The organism is Claveliimonas monacensis (assembly GCF_014982975.1).
Taxonomy (GTDB): domain Bacteria; phylum Bacillota; class Clostridia; order Lachnospirales; family Lachnospiraceae; genus Claveliimonas; species Claveliimonas monacensis.
In genome coordinates this window covers 251,386-268,497 of record NZ_JADCKL010000002.1, presented here as the reverse complement: position 1 = coordinate 268,497, position 17,112 = coordinate 251,386, and the positions used below count along the sequence as shown (strand labels likewise).

Annotated in this window: 14 protein-coding genes; 12 read left to right on the top strand and 2 right to left on the bottom strand. The window is 50.8% G+C overall.

Annotated features, from left to right (window positions below):
- The first annotated feature begins 18 nt into the window (after positions 1-18).
- Positions 19-2,397 carry a ribonucleoside triphosphate reductase gene (locus INF30_RS04460; RefSeq protein ID WP_226394362.1) on the top strand — a complete coding sequence of 793 codons (2,379 nt, stop codon included), beginning with the start codon at positions 19-21 and terminating at the stop codon, positions 2,395-2,397.
- 83 nt (positions 2,398-2,480) lie between these two features.
- On the opposite strand, the gene INF30_RS04455 is transcribed toward INF30_RS04460, so the two are convergent.
- Both INF30_RS04455 and INF30_RS04450 read right to left on the bottom strand, forming a co-directional pair.
- Positions 2,481-2,948, bottom strand: coding sequence for a GNAT family N-acetyltransferase (locus INF30_RS04455; protein ID WP_076780625.1), 468 nt, complete (start codon positions 2,946-2,948; stop codon positions 2,481-2,483).
- Between the two features lie 124 nt (positions 2,949-3,072).
- Complete coding sequence (locus tag INF30_RS04450; protein WP_076780630.1) at positions 3,073-3,672, bottom strand: TetR/AcrR family transcriptional regulator; 600 nt, start codon at positions 3,670-3,672, stop codon at positions 3,073-3,075.
- A 215-nt stretch (positions 3,673-3,887) separates the two neighbouring features.
- Between INF30_RS04450 and INF30_RS04445 the strand changes: the two genes are divergently transcribed.
- The 11 genes from INF30_RS04445 to INF30_RS04395 all read left to right on the top strand — a co-directional run bounded on the left by INF30_RS04445 (position 3,888) and on the right by INF30_RS04395 (position 17,111).
- On the top strand, positions 3,888-6,044 hold the full coding sequence (locus INF30_RS04445; protein ID WP_226394494.1) for a Tex family protein: 2,157 nt from the start codon (positions 3,888-3,890) through the stop codon (positions 6,042-6,044).
- Between the two features lie 12 nt (positions 6,045-6,056).
- Positions 6,057-6,863, top strand: coding sequence for a helix-turn-helix domain-containing protein (locus tag INF30_RS04440; RefSeq protein WP_226394361.1), 807 nt, complete (start codon positions 6,057-6,059; stop codon positions 6,861-6,863).
- A 275-nt stretch (positions 6,864-7,138) separates the two neighbouring features.
- Positions 7,139-8,065 carry an alpha/beta hydrolase gene (locus INF30_RS04435; RefSeq protein WP_076780632.1) on the top strand — a complete coding sequence of 309 codons (927 nt, stop codon included), beginning with the start codon at positions 7,139-7,141 and terminating at the stop codon, positions 8,063-8,065.
- Between the two features lie 18 nt (positions 8,066-8,083).
- Positions 8,084-9,385, top strand: a complete 1,302-nt coding sequence (locus INF30_RS04430) for an SLC13 family permease (protein ID WP_226394360.1) — start codon at positions 8,084-8,086, stop codon at positions 9,383-9,385.
- A gap of 236 nt (positions 9,386-9,621) precedes the next feature.
- A complete protein-coding gene (locus INF30_RS04425; protein ID WP_226394359.1) occupies positions 9,622-10,221 on the top strand; it encodes a hypothetical protein in 600 nt (199 codons plus the stop codon).
- Positions 10,214-10,495: a DUF7695 domain-containing protein gene (locus tag INF30_RS04420; protein ID WP_226394358.1), complete on the top strand. Its 282-nt coding sequence runs from the start codon at positions 10,214-10,216 to the stop codon at positions 10,493-10,495. The genes INF30_RS04425 and INF30_RS04420 overlap by 8 nt, the downstream gene beginning before the upstream one ends.
- 12 nt (positions 10,496-10,507) lie before the next feature.
- A complete protein-coding gene (locus INF30_RS14715) occupies positions 10,508-11,485 on the top strand; it encodes an RNA 2'-phosphotransferase (protein ID WP_311135998.1) in 978 nt (325 codons plus the stop codon).
- A gap of 68 nt (positions 11,486-11,553) precedes the next feature.
- Positions 11,554-13,971 (top strand): toll/interleukin-1 receptor domain-containing protein, encoded by a 2,418-nt coding sequence (locus tag INF30_RS04410; RefSeq protein ID WP_226394357.1) that lies wholly within the window; start codon positions 11,554-11,556, stop codon positions 13,969-13,971.
- Positions 13,972-14,086: 115 nt separating this feature from the next.
- Positions 14,087-15,007, top strand: a complete 921-nt coding sequence (locus tag INF30_RS04405; RefSeq protein ID WP_226394356.1) for a hypothetical protein — start codon at positions 14,087-14,089, stop codon at positions 15,005-15,007.
- A complete protein-coding gene (locus INF30_RS04400) occupies positions 14,955-15,728 on the top strand; it encodes a transglutaminase-like domain-containing protein (protein WP_226394355.1) in 774 nt (257 codons plus the stop codon). Before INF30_RS04405 ends, INF30_RS04400 begins: the two co-directional genes overlap by 53 nt.
- 18 nt (positions 15,729-15,746) lie before the next feature.
- A complete protein-coding gene (locus INF30_RS04395) occupies positions 15,747-17,111 on the top strand; it encodes a hypothetical protein (protein WP_226394354.1) in 1,365 nt (454 codons plus the stop codon).
- Position 17,112: the final 1 nt, after the last annotated feature.

Below are 17,112 nucleotides of genomic sequence, written 5' to 3'. Positions count from 1 at the left end.
AAAAGGGGAGGTTGTCGTATGTACCAGGTAGTAAAAAGGGACGGGCAGATCGCGGATTTTCATATAGACAAGATCAGCGCGGCCATCACAAAAGCCTTTGAAGCACAGCAGAAACAGTATCATCCATCCATCATCGATATGATGGCTCTGAAAGTGACGGCGGATTTTGAGCCGAAGATCAAGAATGAGCAGATCCAGGTGGAGCAGATCCAGGACAGTGTTGAGCGGGTCCTGGTCCAGGCGGGCTACGCGGACGTGGCCAAAGCCTACATTCTCTACCGGAAGAACCGGGAGAAGATCCGCAATCTGGGTTCCACCATGCTGAACTATAAAGAGATCGTGGATAACTATGTCAATATCAATGACTGGCGGGTGAAAGAGAACTCCACCGTCACCTACTCGGTAGGAGGTCTCATCTTAAGCAACTCGGGAGCCATCACAGCCAACTACTGGCTCTCGGAGATCTATGACCAGGAGATCGGCCAGGCCCACCGGAACGCGGACATCCACATCCATGACCTCTCCATGCTGACAGGCTACTGCGCGGGCTGGTCATTAAAGCAGCTGATCCAGGAGGGCTTAGGAGGCATTCCGGGCAAGATCTCTTCCTCCCCGGCAAAGCATCTGAGCGTGCTGTGCAACCAGATGGTGAACTTCCTTGGCATCATGCAGAACGAGTGGGCGGGAGCCCAGGCTTTCTCCTCCTTTGACACATACCTGGCGCCTTTTGCGCGGACAGACCACCTGGACTACGAGGGTGTGAAGAAATGTATTGAGTCCTTCATCTACGGCGTGAATACACCGTCCCGCTGGGGAACCCAGGCGCCTTTCTCCAACATCACCCTGGACTGGACGGTGCCCGATGACCTGGCCAACCTTCCGGCTATCGTAGGGGGAAAAGAGATGGATTTCACCTACGGGGACTGCAAAAAAGAGATGGACATGATCAACAAAGCGTTTATCGAGATCATGATCGAGGGGGACGCCCACGGAAGAGGTTTCCAGTACCCCATCCCCACCTACTCCATCACCAGTGATTTTGACTGGTCAGACACAGAGAATAACCGTCTTCTCTTTGAGATGACGTCCAAATACGGAACCCCCTATTTCTCCAACTATATCAACAGCGATATGGAGCCAAGCGACGTGCGCAGCATGTGCTGCCGCCTCCGCCTGGACTTAAGGGAACTTAGGAAAAAGTCCGGCGGCTTTTTTGGAAGCGGGGAGAGCACCGGTTCTGTGGGTGTGGTCACCATCAACATGCCCCGGCTTGCCTACCAGTCGGAGAATGAGGAAGAGTTCATGGAGCGGCTGGACCGGCTCATGGATATCTCCGCCAGATCCCTTCATGTGAAGCGGACCGTTATCACAAAACTTCTGGAGGGCGGGCTGTACCCCTACACAAAGAGATATCTGGGCAGCTTTGAAAACCACTTCTCCACTATCGGACTTGTGGGAATGAACGAGGCCGGACTGAACGCAAAATGGATACAAAAAGACATGACCCACCCGGAGACCCAGGAATTTTCCAAGAGGGTGCTGAACCATATGCGGGAGCGGCTCTCCGGCTACCAGGAGCAGTACGGCGACCTGTACAATCTGGAGGCTACCCCGGCGGAGTCCACTGCCTACCGGTTTGCAAAACACGATGTGGAGCAGTTCCCGGATATCATCACAGCGGCGGAAGGAAACGGAACGCCCTACTATACAAACAGTTCCCATCTGCCGGTGGGGTACACAGAGGATATTTTTGACGCTCTGGATATCCAGGACGATCTGCAGACACTGTACACGTCGGGAACCGTATTTCACGCGTTCCTGGGGGAGAAGCTGCCTTCCTGGAAATCAGCGGCAGCCCTGGTGCGCAAGATTGCGGAGAACTACAAGCTGCCCTACTACACGCTCTCGCCGACATATTCCATCTGCAAGGATCACGGTTACATTGCAGGGGAGCACTACACCTGTCCGGAGTGTGGCGGAAAGACGGAAGTGTACAGCCGTATCACAGGCTACTATCGTCCGGTGCAGAACTGGAACGACGGAAAGACACAGGAGTTCAAGGACAGAAAAGTCTACGACCTGAGTCACTCTCATTTCCACGCCCATGTCCAGACAGAGGCGGCAGAGACCGGGACCGCAGAAAAGGCAGCGGCGGGGGAAATTCCCGAAGCTCCGGTGAAGCTACTTTTCACAACCAGCACTTGCCCGAACTGCGCCATCGCAAAGAAGGCGCTGGAGGACGCCCACATGGAGTACAAAGTGGTGGATGCGGAAGAACATAAAGATCTGGCGAAGAAATACAAGATCATGTCAGCACCGACCCTGGTGGTGATCAAGGAAGACGGGGTGGAGAAGCTGACCAATGCTTCCAATATCAGGAAGTATGCGGAAGGATAGAAATGGAAAGAGGATAGAAAAAACTCTGCAGACTGTATACAGCGATATGGATGTACAGTCTGCGGAGATACTTTTTGTGTATTTTAAAAATCCCGGCACATCTGGTAATAGGGCAGTTCTTCATAACCCAGTCTCTCGTACAGCGAGATGGCCCGGGTATTTTCTTTTGTCACTTCAAGGCGGATACGCTTCACGTCGGGACAGTTTTCTTCCAGCCATTTGAATACTTTTGTGCCACAGCCTTTTCCTCTGGCCTCAGCTTTCAGATACAACTCGTCAAACCAGATCTGCTTTCCTCCTGCTTCGTTATTCCAGGAGACGGTGAAGTGAGCGTAGCCCAGAGGAAGAGCAGGCGTCTCAGAATCTTGTCCTTCTTTTTCTTCCAGAATCAGGACTCTGACACAGGGATTACCCGCAGAAGCCTCTGTGAGAGTGCGGCGGAAGTTTTCCTCCGGTACTGTGTGAAGACAGGCAGGACTGTTATAGAAGTCCTGCATCATTTCCAGGATGACTGCCTCGTCTTTTTGTTCCATGTCTCTGATGATCAGCATAATATATACTCCTTTTTTGGCGTTTTGTACTGCGCCGTTATCTGTCCACATCATATCATGTGGCAGAAAGGAAAGCAAGAGCCCCGGCACCAAAGGAGCCGGGGCCTGGATGGAAACGGGGGTATTAAAAAAGTCCGTCCAGATAAGTGGTGAGAAGGCGGCGCATATTTCCCTCGAAATCTGACTTACCGATCTTCAGACACCAGTCAAACACAACGCCGATGACAATGGTGCGGATGTCGCTTGTCACTTCCTCCAGCGGGTATTTCATCTGGATCACGCCTGCGTCCAGGGCGCGCTGCAGATAATTCTGCACAGTGACGATGGGGTAGGGGCGCTCGGTTCGGATATCCGGGTTCAGTGACTGGTTCTTGGGGGTGTAGTAGTTGGACACGAAGTCCAGCCCCAGCTCCCGGCAGTATTTCACATAGTTCAGATATACGTGGATAATGGCAGTTTTGGCCTCCTCCGCATTGGCCGGAAGCTCCAGACAGTCAGCATCCACGCTGGGCTGCTCCTCGATATAGTAGGACAAAAGATCATCCTTTGTCTTAAAATGGTGGTAGAAGCTTCCGTTGGAGACCCCGGCCTCCTCACATATATTTTTGATGGACAGACCTTCATATCCCTTTTTTCGCAGAATCGTCTTGGCCGCCTGGAAGATCCGGTCCTTTGTCTCCTTTGATTTCTGCTGTTGTCTGGATAATTCCTGTGTTTGTTCCATATGAATAACGCCCCTTTTGTGTTCCAGTGTATTTTCTTGTATCATAGCACATTTCCCAGGCAGTTTCAAGAAAACAGAGTGAACTCGGTATTGTGCTGCGCGTTGCGTATCATGGGGATTTCCTATATAATAAACTCTGATACATGCCTGCCCCGGGAGCGTCTGTGGCTCATGCGGTGGTGAGGCGGATTTATGAAATGAGGTTAAAAGACAGAATGGATATTAATCAGAAAATCACAGATGAGCTTGGAGTGAAAAGATGGCAGGTGGATGCAGCAGTCAGGCTCATCGATGAGGGAAATACCATCCCCTTTATTGCCAGATACAGAAAGGAAGCCACCGGGACGCTGGACGACGCGCAGCTTAGGACGCTGCATGAGAGGCTTCAGTATCTTCGGGGACTGGAGGAGAAGAAGGAGCAGGTGCTCTCTACCATAGAGGAACAGGGAAAACTGACGGAGGAACTGAAAAAACAGATCCTGGCCGCACAAACCCTGGTGGAGGTGGAGGATCTCTACCGCCCTTACCGTCCGAAGCGAAGGACAAGGGCCATCATTGCAAAGGAGAAGGGACTGGAGCCGCTGGCTGTATTTATCATGCTGCAGAGCGCTAAGGAGCCGTTGGAGATGGAGGCACAGAAGTATGTGGATCCTGGGAAGGATGTACAGACGCCGGAGGACGCCATCGCCGGAGCGAGGGACATTATCGCGGAGAGTATTTCCGACGATGCGGACTACAGAAGCCATATCCGGAAGCTGACAAGGCAGAAGGGGAAAATGGTATCCAAAGCAAAGGATGAAGATGCGGAGTCCGTGTATGAGATGTACTATGACTTTGAGGAGCCGGTGACGAAGCTGGCAGGGCATCGGATCCTGGCTGTCAACAGAGGGGAGAAAGAAAAATTCCTGACAGTGAAGATCGAGGCGCCCCAGGAGGATATCCTGAGGTACCTGGAGAAGAAGACCATCCACAGGAATAACCCCTACACCTCCCCGGTTCTTAAAGAGGCAGTGGAGGACAGCTATAAAAGGCTCATTGCTCCGGCTATTGAGCGGGAGATCCGCAGCGAGCTGACAGAGAGCGCAGAGGACGGCGCCATTAAGGTGTTCGGCAAAAATCTGCAGCAGCTTCTCATGCAGCCGCCTATCGCAGGGCGGACGGTCCTTGGGTGGGATCCTGCTTTCCGTACAGGATGCAAGCTGGCGGTAGTGGATCCTACAGGAAAGGTCATCGGAACCACGGTGATCTACCCCACAGCGCCCACCACGCCTGCCAAGATCCAGGCGTCCAAGGATCTGCTGAAAAAGATCATTCCGAAGTATAACATTTCTCTGATCTCTCTTGGAAACGGAACAGCCTCCCGAGAGTCGGAGCAGTTTATCGTGGAGCTGTTAAAGGAAATTCCCCAGAAGGTGGAGTATGTGATTGTCAACGAGGCGGGAGCTTCCGTGTATTCAGCCAGCAAGCTGGCATCGGAAGAGTTTCCGAAGTTTGATGTGGGACAGAGAAGCGCCGCATCCATTGCCAGAAGACTACAGGATCCCCTGGCGGAACTGGTGAAGATCGATCCAAAATCCATCGGCGTGGGTCAGTACCAGCACGATATGAACCAGAAGAAATTAAACGACACCCTCTCCGGTGTGGTGGAGGACTGCGTCAATAAAGTAGGTGTGGATCTGAATACAGCCTCCGCTCCGCTTTTGTCCTACATATCCGGTATCAGCGGGACTATCGCAAAAAACATTGTGGCCTACCGTGAGGAGAACGGAAAATTCACGGACAGAAGGCAGCTTCTCAAGGTGCGGGGGCTGGGGCCGAAAGCTTTTGAGCAGAGCGCAGGATTTATGCGGATCACGGGAGGGACGAACCCTCTGGATGCCACAAGCGTCCACCCGGAGACATACGAGGCGGCGCAGAGCCTTCTTGCGAAGCAGGGATTTACCCCGGAAGATGTGTCCAAGGGAAGACTGGCAGGCCTGTCCCTTACCATCAAAAATGAGAAGGGGCTGGCACAGGAGCTGGGCATCGGGGAGATCACCCTGCATGACATCGTGAAGGAGCTGGAGAAACCGGCCAGAGACCCGAGAGATGAGATGCCAAGGCCCATCCTGCGCACCGACGTGCTGGAAATGAAAGATCTGAAAGAGGGCATGATCTTGAAAGGAACTGTGCGAAATGTCATTGACTTCGGTGTGTTCGTGGATATCGGCGTACACCAGGACGGGCTTGTGCATATTTCCCAGATCACGGATAAAAAGTTTATCAAACATCCCCTGGAAGTGGTGAGTGTGGGAGATGTCGTGGACGTGAAAGTGATGAGCGTGGATCTGAAGAAAAAGCGGATTCAGCTTACCATGAAGGGGATTTCGTAAGAGGAAGAGACAATGAGTGAGAAAACCATCGGGACGCTGTCAAAATTTACCGGCATCCCGGCCCACACAATCAAATACTATGAAAAGATCGGGCTCCTTGAGTCCAGCCGGAATGAACACTCCAATTACCGGTCCTATGACATGCGTATCTGCACGGATATCTACGAGTGCGTCAAGTACAGAAATATGGGATTTCCGCTGAAAGAGGCGAAGGAACTGGTAAAAGAGGCGGACGACAGGAGGCTGGAGGAGCTTCTGGAGGACCGCAGACTTCAGATAGAAGAGGAGATCCGGGCACTGACGGAGCAGAAAAAGAGGCTGGAAATCTTTAGCCGCGAGATCCGGGATCTGGAAAAGAGGATCGGGAAATGGTATATCGAGGAATATGACGATTTTTATTTCCGCTCCCAGACAAAAGAACTGAATTATGACGGCGGGGACTACCTGGAGGCCGACGGCCTCAACCTTGCCGACCGCCTGCCTGTCAGCAAGACCACTGTGTGGATGGACCGTGAGTATCTGTCCGGAGGAAGAAGCGGCTACTCCTGGGGAATGGGTATTTTCCCCGGGGAGGACAGGGACTGGATCAGAGAGAAAAAAGGATACAGGCACATCCCTGCCGGGCGGGCGTTTGTGCTCTGCCTGAAGATCACAGGCCCCTATGTGTCGGACGGTTCCATGGCAAGGGAGATCGCAGAGGCTTATCGCATGTTCCGCCCCGGCACGCCGCCGGAGGCCTTCGGTGTCAGGCTGAAGATCACCTACGACAAGGAAGGAAACGACTGGAACTATTTTAAAATATTTATTCCGCTGGATTGATCAGAAAAAAGAATTCTGAAGAAGAAATACAGACTGCAACCTGTAAGCTGCTTACAGGTTGCAGTTTTTTTGCGCCTTAATCGGTTGTGTGAGAGAAGAAATCAGTCCGAAACCATAGAAAATACAAATATAATAATGCAAAAATCGGATAAAAATATAGATTTTGAGAATGAGTAGAAGATTGACATGAAAGCGATAGATAGTTATAAAATTAACAATATCAAAAAACGATTGAAAGGATCCACAGGTGATCACGAAGAAAGGAAGGAAGAGACATGACGCGTGAAGAGGTAAAAAGCATGGATTTTGAAGTGTTCAAGGCAGCGCTTCCATCGATGGGAGAAGTGCATGTTCTGAAAGCCGACGGCACAGAGGTGTACGGCCTTTACAAGCATGATGTGTGTTATGTGGAAAGAGACGGCATACAGCGCACGCTGCAGATGATCGTGCCGGAGATGAAGCCGGACAAAAAGTATACTTACCCGGCTATCCTGTATGTCCAGGGTTCTGCCTGGATGAAGCAGGACAATTACAAGCGCCTGGGTGTGATGGCAAGGCTGGCTCAGAGAGGATATGTGACAGCCATCCTCCAGTACAGGGAGAGCGCCCTTGCCTCCTATCCGGCACCGGTGGAGGATGCCAAGACGGGCGTACGTTTCCTGAGAAAGCACGCAGAGGAATACCACATTGACCCGGACAACATTGTTATCATGGGAGACTCCAGCGGCGGACATACAGCTCTGGCAGCAGGCATGACTGCAGGAGATGACTGCATGGATACCGATGTGTACCAGGATGTGTCCTGCGCCGTAAAAGCCATTGTGGACCTGTACGGCGTGACGGACATCTGCCAGAAGGGAGATTTCCCCACCACGCCAAACCAGGGGGAGGCGGACAGCCCGGAAGGTATGCTGATCGGCGGCAACAATGTGTATGAGCATCCGGAGCTTTCCGGCCCGGTTATCCTTTCAAACTATGTGAAAGCGGAGAAAGAGATCCCACCGGTTCTCATGATGCACGGTACGGCCGACGACACGGTTTCCTGCAACCAGAGTATCCGCCTGTACAAGAAATTTCTTGAGGAGGGCAAGGATGTGGAATTCTATCTTGTAGAAAATGCCTCCCACGGGGACGTTGCATTCTGGACAGAGAAAAATATGGATATTGTAGACGGATTTATCCGGAAACATATCAGCAGATAAAGGGGAGGAGCGGCAGATATGAATACGGTTTTATTAATGGCTATCGTTCTGATCCTGATCGTGGTAGCCACGGTTATCACAAAGAAAGTTCCCTTTAACTTTGTGCTTCTCATTGTGCCCATTGTCTGTGCCTTGCTTTTGGGATACAGCGTGGAGGAGACAAGCACCTTTGTTGTGGAACAGCTTTCCTCCATGATGCAGTCGGCAGGCTTTATGCTTTTGTTTGCCTTTTTGTATTTCCAGATGCTAACGGAAGCCGGTGTATTTGACACCATTGTGACCGCCGTGACGACAAAACTGGGAAATAAGATGAATGTTATCGTGATCATGGTTTTGACAACCGTGATCGGAGGTTTCAGCATTCTGACAGGTAACTTTACTCCTGCCTATCTGATCACATTCCCCATCCTTGTACCATTGTACAAGAAGTTTGACTTTGACAGGGAGGCGGCCTTCATTATCGCCCAGACAGCCATGTCCGCCCTGTGTTTTATTCCCTGGGGAATTGGTATGGCCTACACGGCTTCTTCTGCCGGTCTGGACGCCAATGAGCTGGCTGCGGCTTCCATGCCATGGGGCCTTTGCTTCATCCCGGCCATCATCCTGCAGTGGGTGTACTTTGGATGGAAGCACAAAAAGCGTGTGGGCACCTTCCAGGCTGTGGCAGAGGTGGAGACGGCAACGGAAAAGAAAGAGGAGAATCCCAATCTGCGGCCAAAACTTTTCTGGGTCAATCTTCTTATCTTTGTGATTGCACTGGCGGCGCTGGGCGTGTTTGGCGTTGACCCCTACTTCGTGTTCATCGTGGCGACGGTTGTGACAGCCATGATCAACTACCCGAAGAATTTCGGCGAGATCTTTGCCAAGGTGGGCCCCATGTACCTGAACATCCTTGTTATGCTGATCGCCATCAACGTGTACCAGGCTGTGTTCAACAACACCGGAATGGTGGGAGCCATATCGGACGCTCTCATGCAGTTCTGTCCCGAGTTCCTGCTCCGCTACATCCATATCATCCTGCTGCTTCTGTGTGTTGTGATCATCTACGTGATCCCCTTCCAGATCTTCAACGCACTGTACCCGATCTTCATTTCCATCGGGGCAGGATTTGGTATTCCGGCTGTGGCAGTCATCGCGCCTTTTGTCTGCAACCTGTCACTGGCTACCAGCTCCACGCCTACCAACTCATCCACTTACACAGGATGCGCCCTGACAGAGACGGATGTGCAGCACTACTGTAAAAAGGCTGTGCCCATCCAGACGGTGACCAACGCCATCGTCGTGCTGACGGCAGTGATCTTCGGGGTACTGCAGCTGTAGGGCGGGATGAAACTTATAGTATAAAAGAAAATAGTAGACGAGAGGCCTCCGCCTGTCTTTACAGACAGCGGAGGCCTTTGCTTTTTATAAAGAAAGCAAATCCATGAAAATGAAAGCGGTGCAGAGTGACGGGAAGGGGTATAATGTGACTGATCAAACATAAAGGAGGGGATAGAATGGACAAAAAAGTAAGGTATTTGTCAGGAGCTGTAATGTGTGCTGCGGGAGGAGCAGCAATGAAAATGTTTTTGGTCAGTGAGAAGTGGGCGACGGTTTGGGACTTCTCCTATGTACAAAACGGGTATCTCATATCTGCACATCCGTTCAACATAGGGTATCACTGGACCACATGTCTTGGGATGCTGGGGGGTGTTTTTCTGATCCGAGGAGTGATGCAGATCGTCTCCAAGGAAGAAAAGTACCCGGCGGGCAGTGCGGCTGCGTCCCTGTTTCTTGGCAATATCTGCGCCTGGGATCTCTTTGACAGTATCAGTGAGACTTACTATGGGCTGTTTCTGGGGTGGGACAACAGAGTGATGGATATCTGTCGTATTCTGCAGGCTGCGTCCTTTTTGGCTGCTGCCGCTTTGGTGTGCGTCATATTCTGGAGGCGGAGCGAAAGAAAAAATGGGAGGACGTATCAGCTCTTGGCAGCACTGCTTCTGCTGACTGCAGGCGGAAGTCTGTTTATAAGGACATTCTGTAATATGTGGTTCTTCTGGCAGACAGTCGCTGCCGCAGGGCTGACAGCGATCGTATGTGGCGGGCGTGCATGGAAGCGGCAGATGGAAAAAAGAAGAAAACGAAGAGAGTGGAGGGTGATCACAAATGTGTGAGAAAAACAGAAACTATATGTATGAGATGTACAGCACCATGAAAAAGCTGAAGGAGCAGGGAGAATGGGCGAATGATTTTGACAAGGCTGTGCGCTGCTCAAAATGCGGAGACTGGCTGCCGCCGTATACAAGAGGACGGGTGCATTGGTGTAGCTGTAAAAGTCTGGGTATAGATGGAACTTCCCACTACACGAGGGTACTGTATAAAGAGAACCGTCCGGATCAGGCAGAGATCAGAGAAGTAGAGGAAGTCCTGAAAATGACAGACTGGTAGGAGGTGAGAGATATGAAATGGTTTTATGACAGAGAAAAGGATTGGGCGGAGGAAATCTGTGTGCAGGTGAGCCGTCCGTCAGGAAAAGCGGATGAGACGGCGGACATGCCGGGCGGATACATAGAGATACCCGGAAAGTGGGCGCAGAAGCTGGAGGAAAATGGAAGGACACTGTATGCCGGAAAAGGCTTTGGCAGGTCAATCTGTATCTACACAGAGAGACAGCTGGAGCGGCTGCTGGCATATTTTACAGAAGAAAATGGAGCGGATGAAAAGACGATGAGGATCCTGCGGCATCTTATTCTCGGATCTATCTGCGAGACAGAGCTGACAGAAGGCCGGCTTTTTCTGCCGGAAGCATTACTCTCTTACTGCGGGGCTGATGAGCAGGTCATTCTTGCCAGATATGAGAGGGACAAAGAGAGTTTTTTCACTGTACGCAAAAAGAATAAGGTCAACTATACGAAGCTCAGCAAATATATGAGCCGTATTCTTCGCCACAAGCCGGAACTGATAGGGATCGGTCTGGATGAACACGGATGGGCAGATGTGGACGCCTTGGTAGAGGGAATTGCCAAAGACCGGGAGTTTGACCGTGAGATCCTGGAGGAAATTGTGCGGACGGACGAGAAGCAGCGCTACTCCTTCAACCAGGACCGCTCAAAAATCCGGGCTAATCACGGGCACTCTGTGGTGGTAGATCTGGAACTGCAGCCGGCAGAGCCGCCGGAGATACTCTGGCACGGGTCCGCGGAGAAGTACGAGGAGTCTATTGACCGGACCGGCCTGAAACCAGGGAACCGCATGTATGTCCATCTGTCCCCGGATCGGGAGACGGCAGAGAAAGTAGGAAGGCGCCACGGGGATCTGGTGCTCTATAAGGTGAGGAGCGGGGAAATGTACCGACAGGGGTTCCGTTTTTACCAGGCGGTAACCGGGGTGTGGCTTACATACATGGTACCGGTGGAGTATCTGGAGAAGAATGTATGATGCTTGTTACAGATAAAGGGGGTATGATATACTAAAAAAAATACGGTACTTTGGGAGCAGAGAGTAAAATGGGAAAAGTGACATACGATATTTTTATAAGCTACCGCCGGGATGGAGGGGATACCCTGGCGCAGCTGGTATATGACCGACTGACTGACCGGGGCTATAAAGTTTTCTTAGACGTGGAGTCTCTGCGGTCAGGCAAATTTAATGAGAAACTTCTGGAAGTGATCGATCAGTGTAAAGACGTGGTGGTCATTCTTCCGCCGGGGGCGCTGGAGAGATGCAGGAACGAGGGGGACTGGCTTTATCTGGAAATTTCTCATGCTCTGAAAGCCCGCAAGAATATCATTCCGGTTATGATGAAGGGGTTCGAATGGACACAGGACATTCCGGAGAATCTGCAAGAGCTTCAAAACTTCAACGGGATCAGGGACAGTAAAGAGTATTTCGATGCAGTGATAGACAAGATGACACAGCTCATGCATAGCCGCGCGTCTTCCCGGATCGCTATATCCAAAAAAGCGAGGAGGAAAATGCCCCGTTTTGACGCAAAGGCGGCAGCCAGGAAGAAAAAGAAGGTGCTGATCACTGCTGCACTTCTTGGGGCAGCAGTGGCAGCAGCTGTCATGATTCCGCGTGTGCTGCAGCAGAGGCAGCTTGATAAGGCAGCCACAGAGGTGACGATACAGCTGACGCCGGATGAGGAGATGAGTGCTTCCGAGTATTACGATGCCAGAGAAATCATAAAAGACCGGTTTGACATACTCTCTGGCGGTGAAAAATATGATTTCGAGATCAGTGATGAAACGATCAATGTGAAGATGCCGGCAGATGTGTTCCACGGCATAGACGTAAGTAATGTACTGAAATCCTATGTGACAAGACCGACAGAATTGTATGTTATGCCAGAACTGGAGGAGGAAGGCCAGGAAGCAGCAGGCGCATCTGGCGACCAGAAAGAAGAGGCAGAATTTGTCCCTGTATCAAGGGATAGCATCAGGGAGCTGCAGATTAAAGAGGAAAGTGCCGAGGAGATCCATCTGGATCGGATCGACATGGACCAGTATGGCATAGAAGAGGCGGAGGAGTACAAATATATAGAGCTTGTCCTGTCTGACGAGACGGCAGATCAGATCCAGAGTGCCTATGGAGAGCAGGATGCCTACAGGCTGGTCCAGGATGCTGAGCAAGAGCTGGGCGGCTATTGCAACTATGCTCTTATCGGGACAGATGAGAAAAATGTATTTTATATCGTGGACTGCTGGCAGGAAGATAATTTTTATGAGCTGGTAGCGCATAACTACCAGCATAATACATTTGCCCGGCCATTTACTTTCAACATACTTCTGCCGACTGAGTGGGAGAGGGCGGAAGATGCCGGAGACAAGGGGGAGTTCCAGTGTGATCCTGGAGAGATCGAGATGCCCTTCGTGACAGTACAGATGTCGACCTACAGTGAGGAGGTTTCAGAGGGAGAGAAACAGGATATCATTACAGGAATGAAAACGCGTCTTGATGCGCTGGAAACACCCTACGCATTTGGCTACACAGTTGATGAGAATGCCACTGCGCCAGCCTTTACGATTAAGATGAACACAGAAAGAGTCTGCAGTGAAATGCTGGAGATGCTGGGAGATTATGATGGACTGACAGTAGAGGGTGCTTTCTATGATCTGATGAATTCCTACGATATAGAGAAAGTAAAGTGTTCGGAGCAGGAGGACGGCACGTACCGACTGGATCTGATATGGGACAAAGACAAGTATGAAATAGAAAAAGAAGATTTTGAGACAGCGGTCAGTCAGATTCGGGAATCTGAAAACAGCAACGTGTATCTGCGCGGAGCATCCGGGAGGATTGCAGAGGCAGACATCACAGATGTGATTGGGGAGGCTAGGATTACCTTTGGCGGGGCAGATTTGTTTGGTCTGGATAAGGAGGACGAAAGGCAGAGATATCTGGTGCAGTTTTTAAAAGCTGTGCAAGAAACAAATTCCCTCATGGAGAGCCATTCATACAACCTATCTGGGCTTATGGTCGAAGCCGAGGCAGGAATGTCGAAAGAGCTGGGTATCCCATCTGCTGAGGAAGAGAAGGAGGATATATACGCTCAGATCATGCAGGAGATGTGGCCGGAGATGGAAGTGACTTTTGATAGTGATTGTCTGCAGCTCGTCCTGGAAATGGAGATAGACGACACATGGCCGGAACGGGTCAATGATGTGATTAAAAAAGCTTATGAGGCAAGTGGGGCTGGCAGAGGCGAACTGAGTGGTCTGACAGTTCAGGTAGTGTCAGAAAAGGGAGACAGCGTATCCTGCCACTTCAACCGCGACAGTTACGATAGGCATGGCATGTCGTACTGGGGAAGCTACTTTGGGGAGGGGATCGAGCAATACCGGGAAGTGTTCCAGAGTATTGTGGCAAATGATCCTTTTTATACAGAGACAGTCACATCCTATGATGGCGAGGAGGGATTTTAAAGCAAAGTCAGGATAGATCGGAGCGATATCCAGCATAAATGAAAAAAAATCCGTTCATCTTTCAGAGTCGGTCTACACTTAAATTAAAAGTGTACCTGAAAGGAGAGAAGAAAAGATGAGCGGGAAAGATCAGCCGTATTTATCATTACAGTATGGAGAAGAAGGAGAAAAGGCAGCCGTTTATGACAGAAGGTTAAAAAGGCCTCTGTGTCTTCCTGGTAAAAGAGAAACATGGAACGTCAGAGGAAAGTCGGCGGTGCTTGTCTGTCCGGTTGCGATGACAGCGGCAGAGAAGTGTAAGGCAAAAGACAGGAGCCTGGCGGAAGGATATGCAGTCAGATATATGATGAGCGAGGCGGAAGCGATCACCCGCTACCACCTCTTTCAAAATCATGGCAGTCTGGGGACGGAGTTTGTGAAAGTGATCAATATCCATACATACTACACAGATCTGACGCTTGTGCGAGTCCAGGGAGATGTGGTCACACCTGTGCTCTGTCAGAAGATTATGACAGGAGGACAGCAGTTGACTTTCAATCTTACGGAATACTATATGAACAAATTGAGGAGAGTCAATGGAGACATTCGCGGAGACCACGCGAGTATCCATATGCTCAGGAACATGGCGGAGGAAGCAAAATTGCGGGTGGCGGGAAACCGTCTTCCGGAAGATGCATTTATTTTCCGGTCTCCTAAAGATCACATCAAATACCGGCTCCGGGTCTTCCGGGAAGACTATGAAAAGATGGTGGGAGAGATCATGGAGACAATTTTTACATATGACGCAAAGCTGGTGGAAAAGAGTGCGGCTTACGGGTATCCGGCACCGGGAACCGTGCTCCTGGCCGGCGGCATGAGCGAGTGCCAGGCCTGTGTCCAAAAAGCCGAAAGAAATTACGGGAGTACCAGAGTAATAGCGTATAAAGGGAAAAGCGCAGCTTTGCTGGGAGCAGCGGGATGGCTGGCAGAAAAGGAGGGTGCATATGGGATGGATAGAAGTGCTGGACAGTATGTCCAATATGGGACTGCACTGTAATTTTGGAGACAGAATGAAGCGTGCGTATATGAAGCTGACAGCAGCGCTCTGTGACATGGAACCGTCCGTGATACTTCCGCTGCAGAATGTGGAGGAGCTGGAGGATCTGCACTGGGCAGTGCGCTTTGATAATCCGGAACTGATGCTGGTGTGGCAGTATGAGAAGAGCAGCTATTCGCCAAGAAAGACTTGCGGTATCCAGAATGAAATGTCAGTCTATCCGGCTTACCGGGGGAGTCAGGAAGAAGTAAAAAGACGCCTGGAAAGGGTGGAGAAGAAGGTGGACGAGATTTTTGATGTCTGCCTGGCGGGTGGAGCGAAGACAGATGACGAAGTGACAAGGGCTCTCTGTGCCTATCTGGCTACGCATTACAGATATGCCAAAATGCTGCCGGGCGGGGACTATCCGGACTATGCATATACACTGGAACTTCTCCTTTACGGTGAGGGAGTGTGCTCTGGTTTTTCCAGTGTACTGACTTACATGCTGAAGAAACTTCAGATTCCAGTTATGACTGCTATAGGGTGGATAGACAACGGCGAATCCGGTGAACATGCCTGGAATATTATCCAGCGGTCGGATGGAGCATACCGTCACACGGATGTGACCTGGGATGCGGGAAAGAGCTTCTTTTTGCCTGCATATTTTTCCCTGGATGACAGGAGTATGAGAGCGAAAAGACACAACTGGCGGCCGGACAGGTATCCGAAGTGCAGATAAAAAAAGGAGGTGTGGTATTTGTTGGATATGGAAAGCAGTACAAAGGAAATACCCAGAGAGGACTATACGCTGATAGCGCAGGAGGATCTGCGGCTCATCAGTGAAAATGAACAATTGAAGGAAGCTATAGAGAAGGGCGATACATCGGAGCTTGAGGGGCTGCTCCTGGAGAAAAGCTATGCAAAGTACCTGTTTGGGGATTATCTGAAAAGGATGGTGTATGAGCTTTACATCTTCCCTGAAGATGACGGAAGAAAGATCACAGAGATCCCGGAGGATGAGTACATAAAAGACATTCAGCAGATCTTCAAGGAGAATGGGATGAAAGGTGTGGGAACCCTGCAGTTTGGAGGCAGCACAAGGCTGACGCCATCCAACTTGAAAAGATGGATGGGCACGCCTTGCTACCAGGTCAGCAGAGAGCTTGTCTTCCTGTTTGGATTTGGGTTTAATATGTTTGCTGAGCAGGTAGAGGAGCTTCTCACAAAGGTGATCGGACAGGCGGGCTTTGATTTCCGGAGCGCACAGGAGACGATCTACTACTGGTGCCTGAAACATAATCTCGGGTACGGCGGACTCCAGTACTGGCAGGAGAAGTATATGGAGATTCAGGAAGAGGCGGAGGAACAGAAGGAGAGCGGGATTTACGAGGAAAAGGAAGAGTGCGCAGGCGGGGCCAGGACAAGGTACTATAGAGACAGGGCAGCTCACATTACAGATGATGACGGCTTTAAAGAGTATCTGAGAGAGCTTGAGAGGATCAGGAGAGATACGAGAAATCGGATTACAGCCAGAGAGACACTGAATGTTGTAGTGAACATTCTGTGGTATGAGCTCTCTAAGGAGAGGAGAGGGGAGACAAAATGGCTGGAACTTCTCATTGAGCAGAAAGAGGAGGGCGATGCGCAAAATCGCACCAAACGGACGCAGCGTGAGATAAAAACCATGCAGAAGTACTGGAGAGAGGTCAGCCTGGATCCTCTGATCCAGTCCATCTGGCAGGAAGAAGATCCTGTGGCGATCTCTGAAAAGTCCCGGGAGTTGGCGCCTCTGCTCCCTGATATGTGGAAGAAGAGAAGCCTCCAGGACAAGCTGAACGGCGAGAGCCGGGTGCGGAAGGAGGATATCCTGACTGGAGTCTTTCTCACGTACGCGCACCAGCTTGAAAAGCAGATGCCGTATATGTCCGGCGAGGAGAAGGATTACATGGTCCGCGTGGAGACTTATGTTGAAGATGTGAATACCTATCTTGAACAGTGCGGCATGGGGGAGTTTTATATTGTGCAGCCGTACGAGATATTTCTCGTGCTCTGCCTCCTCTATGACAAGCCATACTCCTTCTTCCTCAGTGTGTGGAAAGAAAAAGAAAAAGAAAGGAAGTAGT

Excerpts from the sequence above, each read along its gene's own strand:
- INF30_RS04460 (WP_226394362.1), top strand. The coding sequence starts at position 19 with ATGTACCAGGTAGTAAAAAGGGACGGGCAGATCGCGGATTTTCATATA.
- INF30_RS04455 (WP_076780625.1), bottom strand. The coding sequence starts at position 2,948 with ATGCTGATCATCAGAGACATGGAACAAAAAGACGAGGCAGTCATCCTG.
- INF30_RS04450 (WP_076780630.1), bottom strand. The coding sequence starts at position 3,672 with ATGGAACAAACACAGGAATTATCCAGACAACAGCAGAAATCAAAGGAG.
- INF30_RS04445 (WP_226394494.1), top strand. The coding sequence starts at position 3,888 with ATGGATATTAATCAGAAAATCACAGATGAGCTTGGAGTGAAAAGATGG.
- INF30_RS04440 (WP_226394361.1), top strand. The coding sequence starts at position 6,057 with ATGAGTGAGAAAACCATCGGGACGCTGTCAAAATTTACCGGCATCCCG.
- INF30_RS04435 (WP_076780632.1), top strand. The coding sequence starts at position 7,139 with ATGACGCGTGAAGAGGTAAAAAGCATGGATTTTGAAGTGTTCAAGGCA.
- INF30_RS04430 (WP_226394360.1), top strand. The coding sequence starts at position 8,084 with ATGAATACGGTTTTATTAATGGCTATCGTTCTGATCCTGATCGTGGTA.
- INF30_RS04425 (WP_226394359.1), top strand. The coding sequence starts at position 9,622 with ATGAAAATGTTTTTGGTCAGTGAGAAGTGGGCGACGGTTTGGGACTTC.
- INF30_RS04420 (WP_226394358.1), top strand. The coding sequence starts at position 10,214 with ATGTGTGAGAAAAACAGAAACTATATGTATGAGATGTACAGCACCATG.
- INF30_RS14715 (WP_311135998.1), top strand. The coding sequence starts at position 10,508 with ATGAAATGGTTTTATGACAGAGAAAAGGATTGGGCGGAGGAAATCTGT.
- INF30_RS04410 (WP_226394357.1), top strand. The coding sequence starts at position 11,554 with ATGGGAAAAGTGACATACGATATTTTTATAAGCTACCGCCGGGATGGA.
- INF30_RS04405 (WP_226394356.1), top strand. The coding sequence starts at position 14,087 with ATGAGCGGGAAAGATCAGCCGTATTTATCATTACAGTATGGAGAAGAA.
- INF30_RS04400 (WP_226394355.1), top strand. The coding sequence starts at position 14,955 with ATGGGATGGATAGAAGTGCTGGACAGTATGTCCAATATGGGACTGCAC.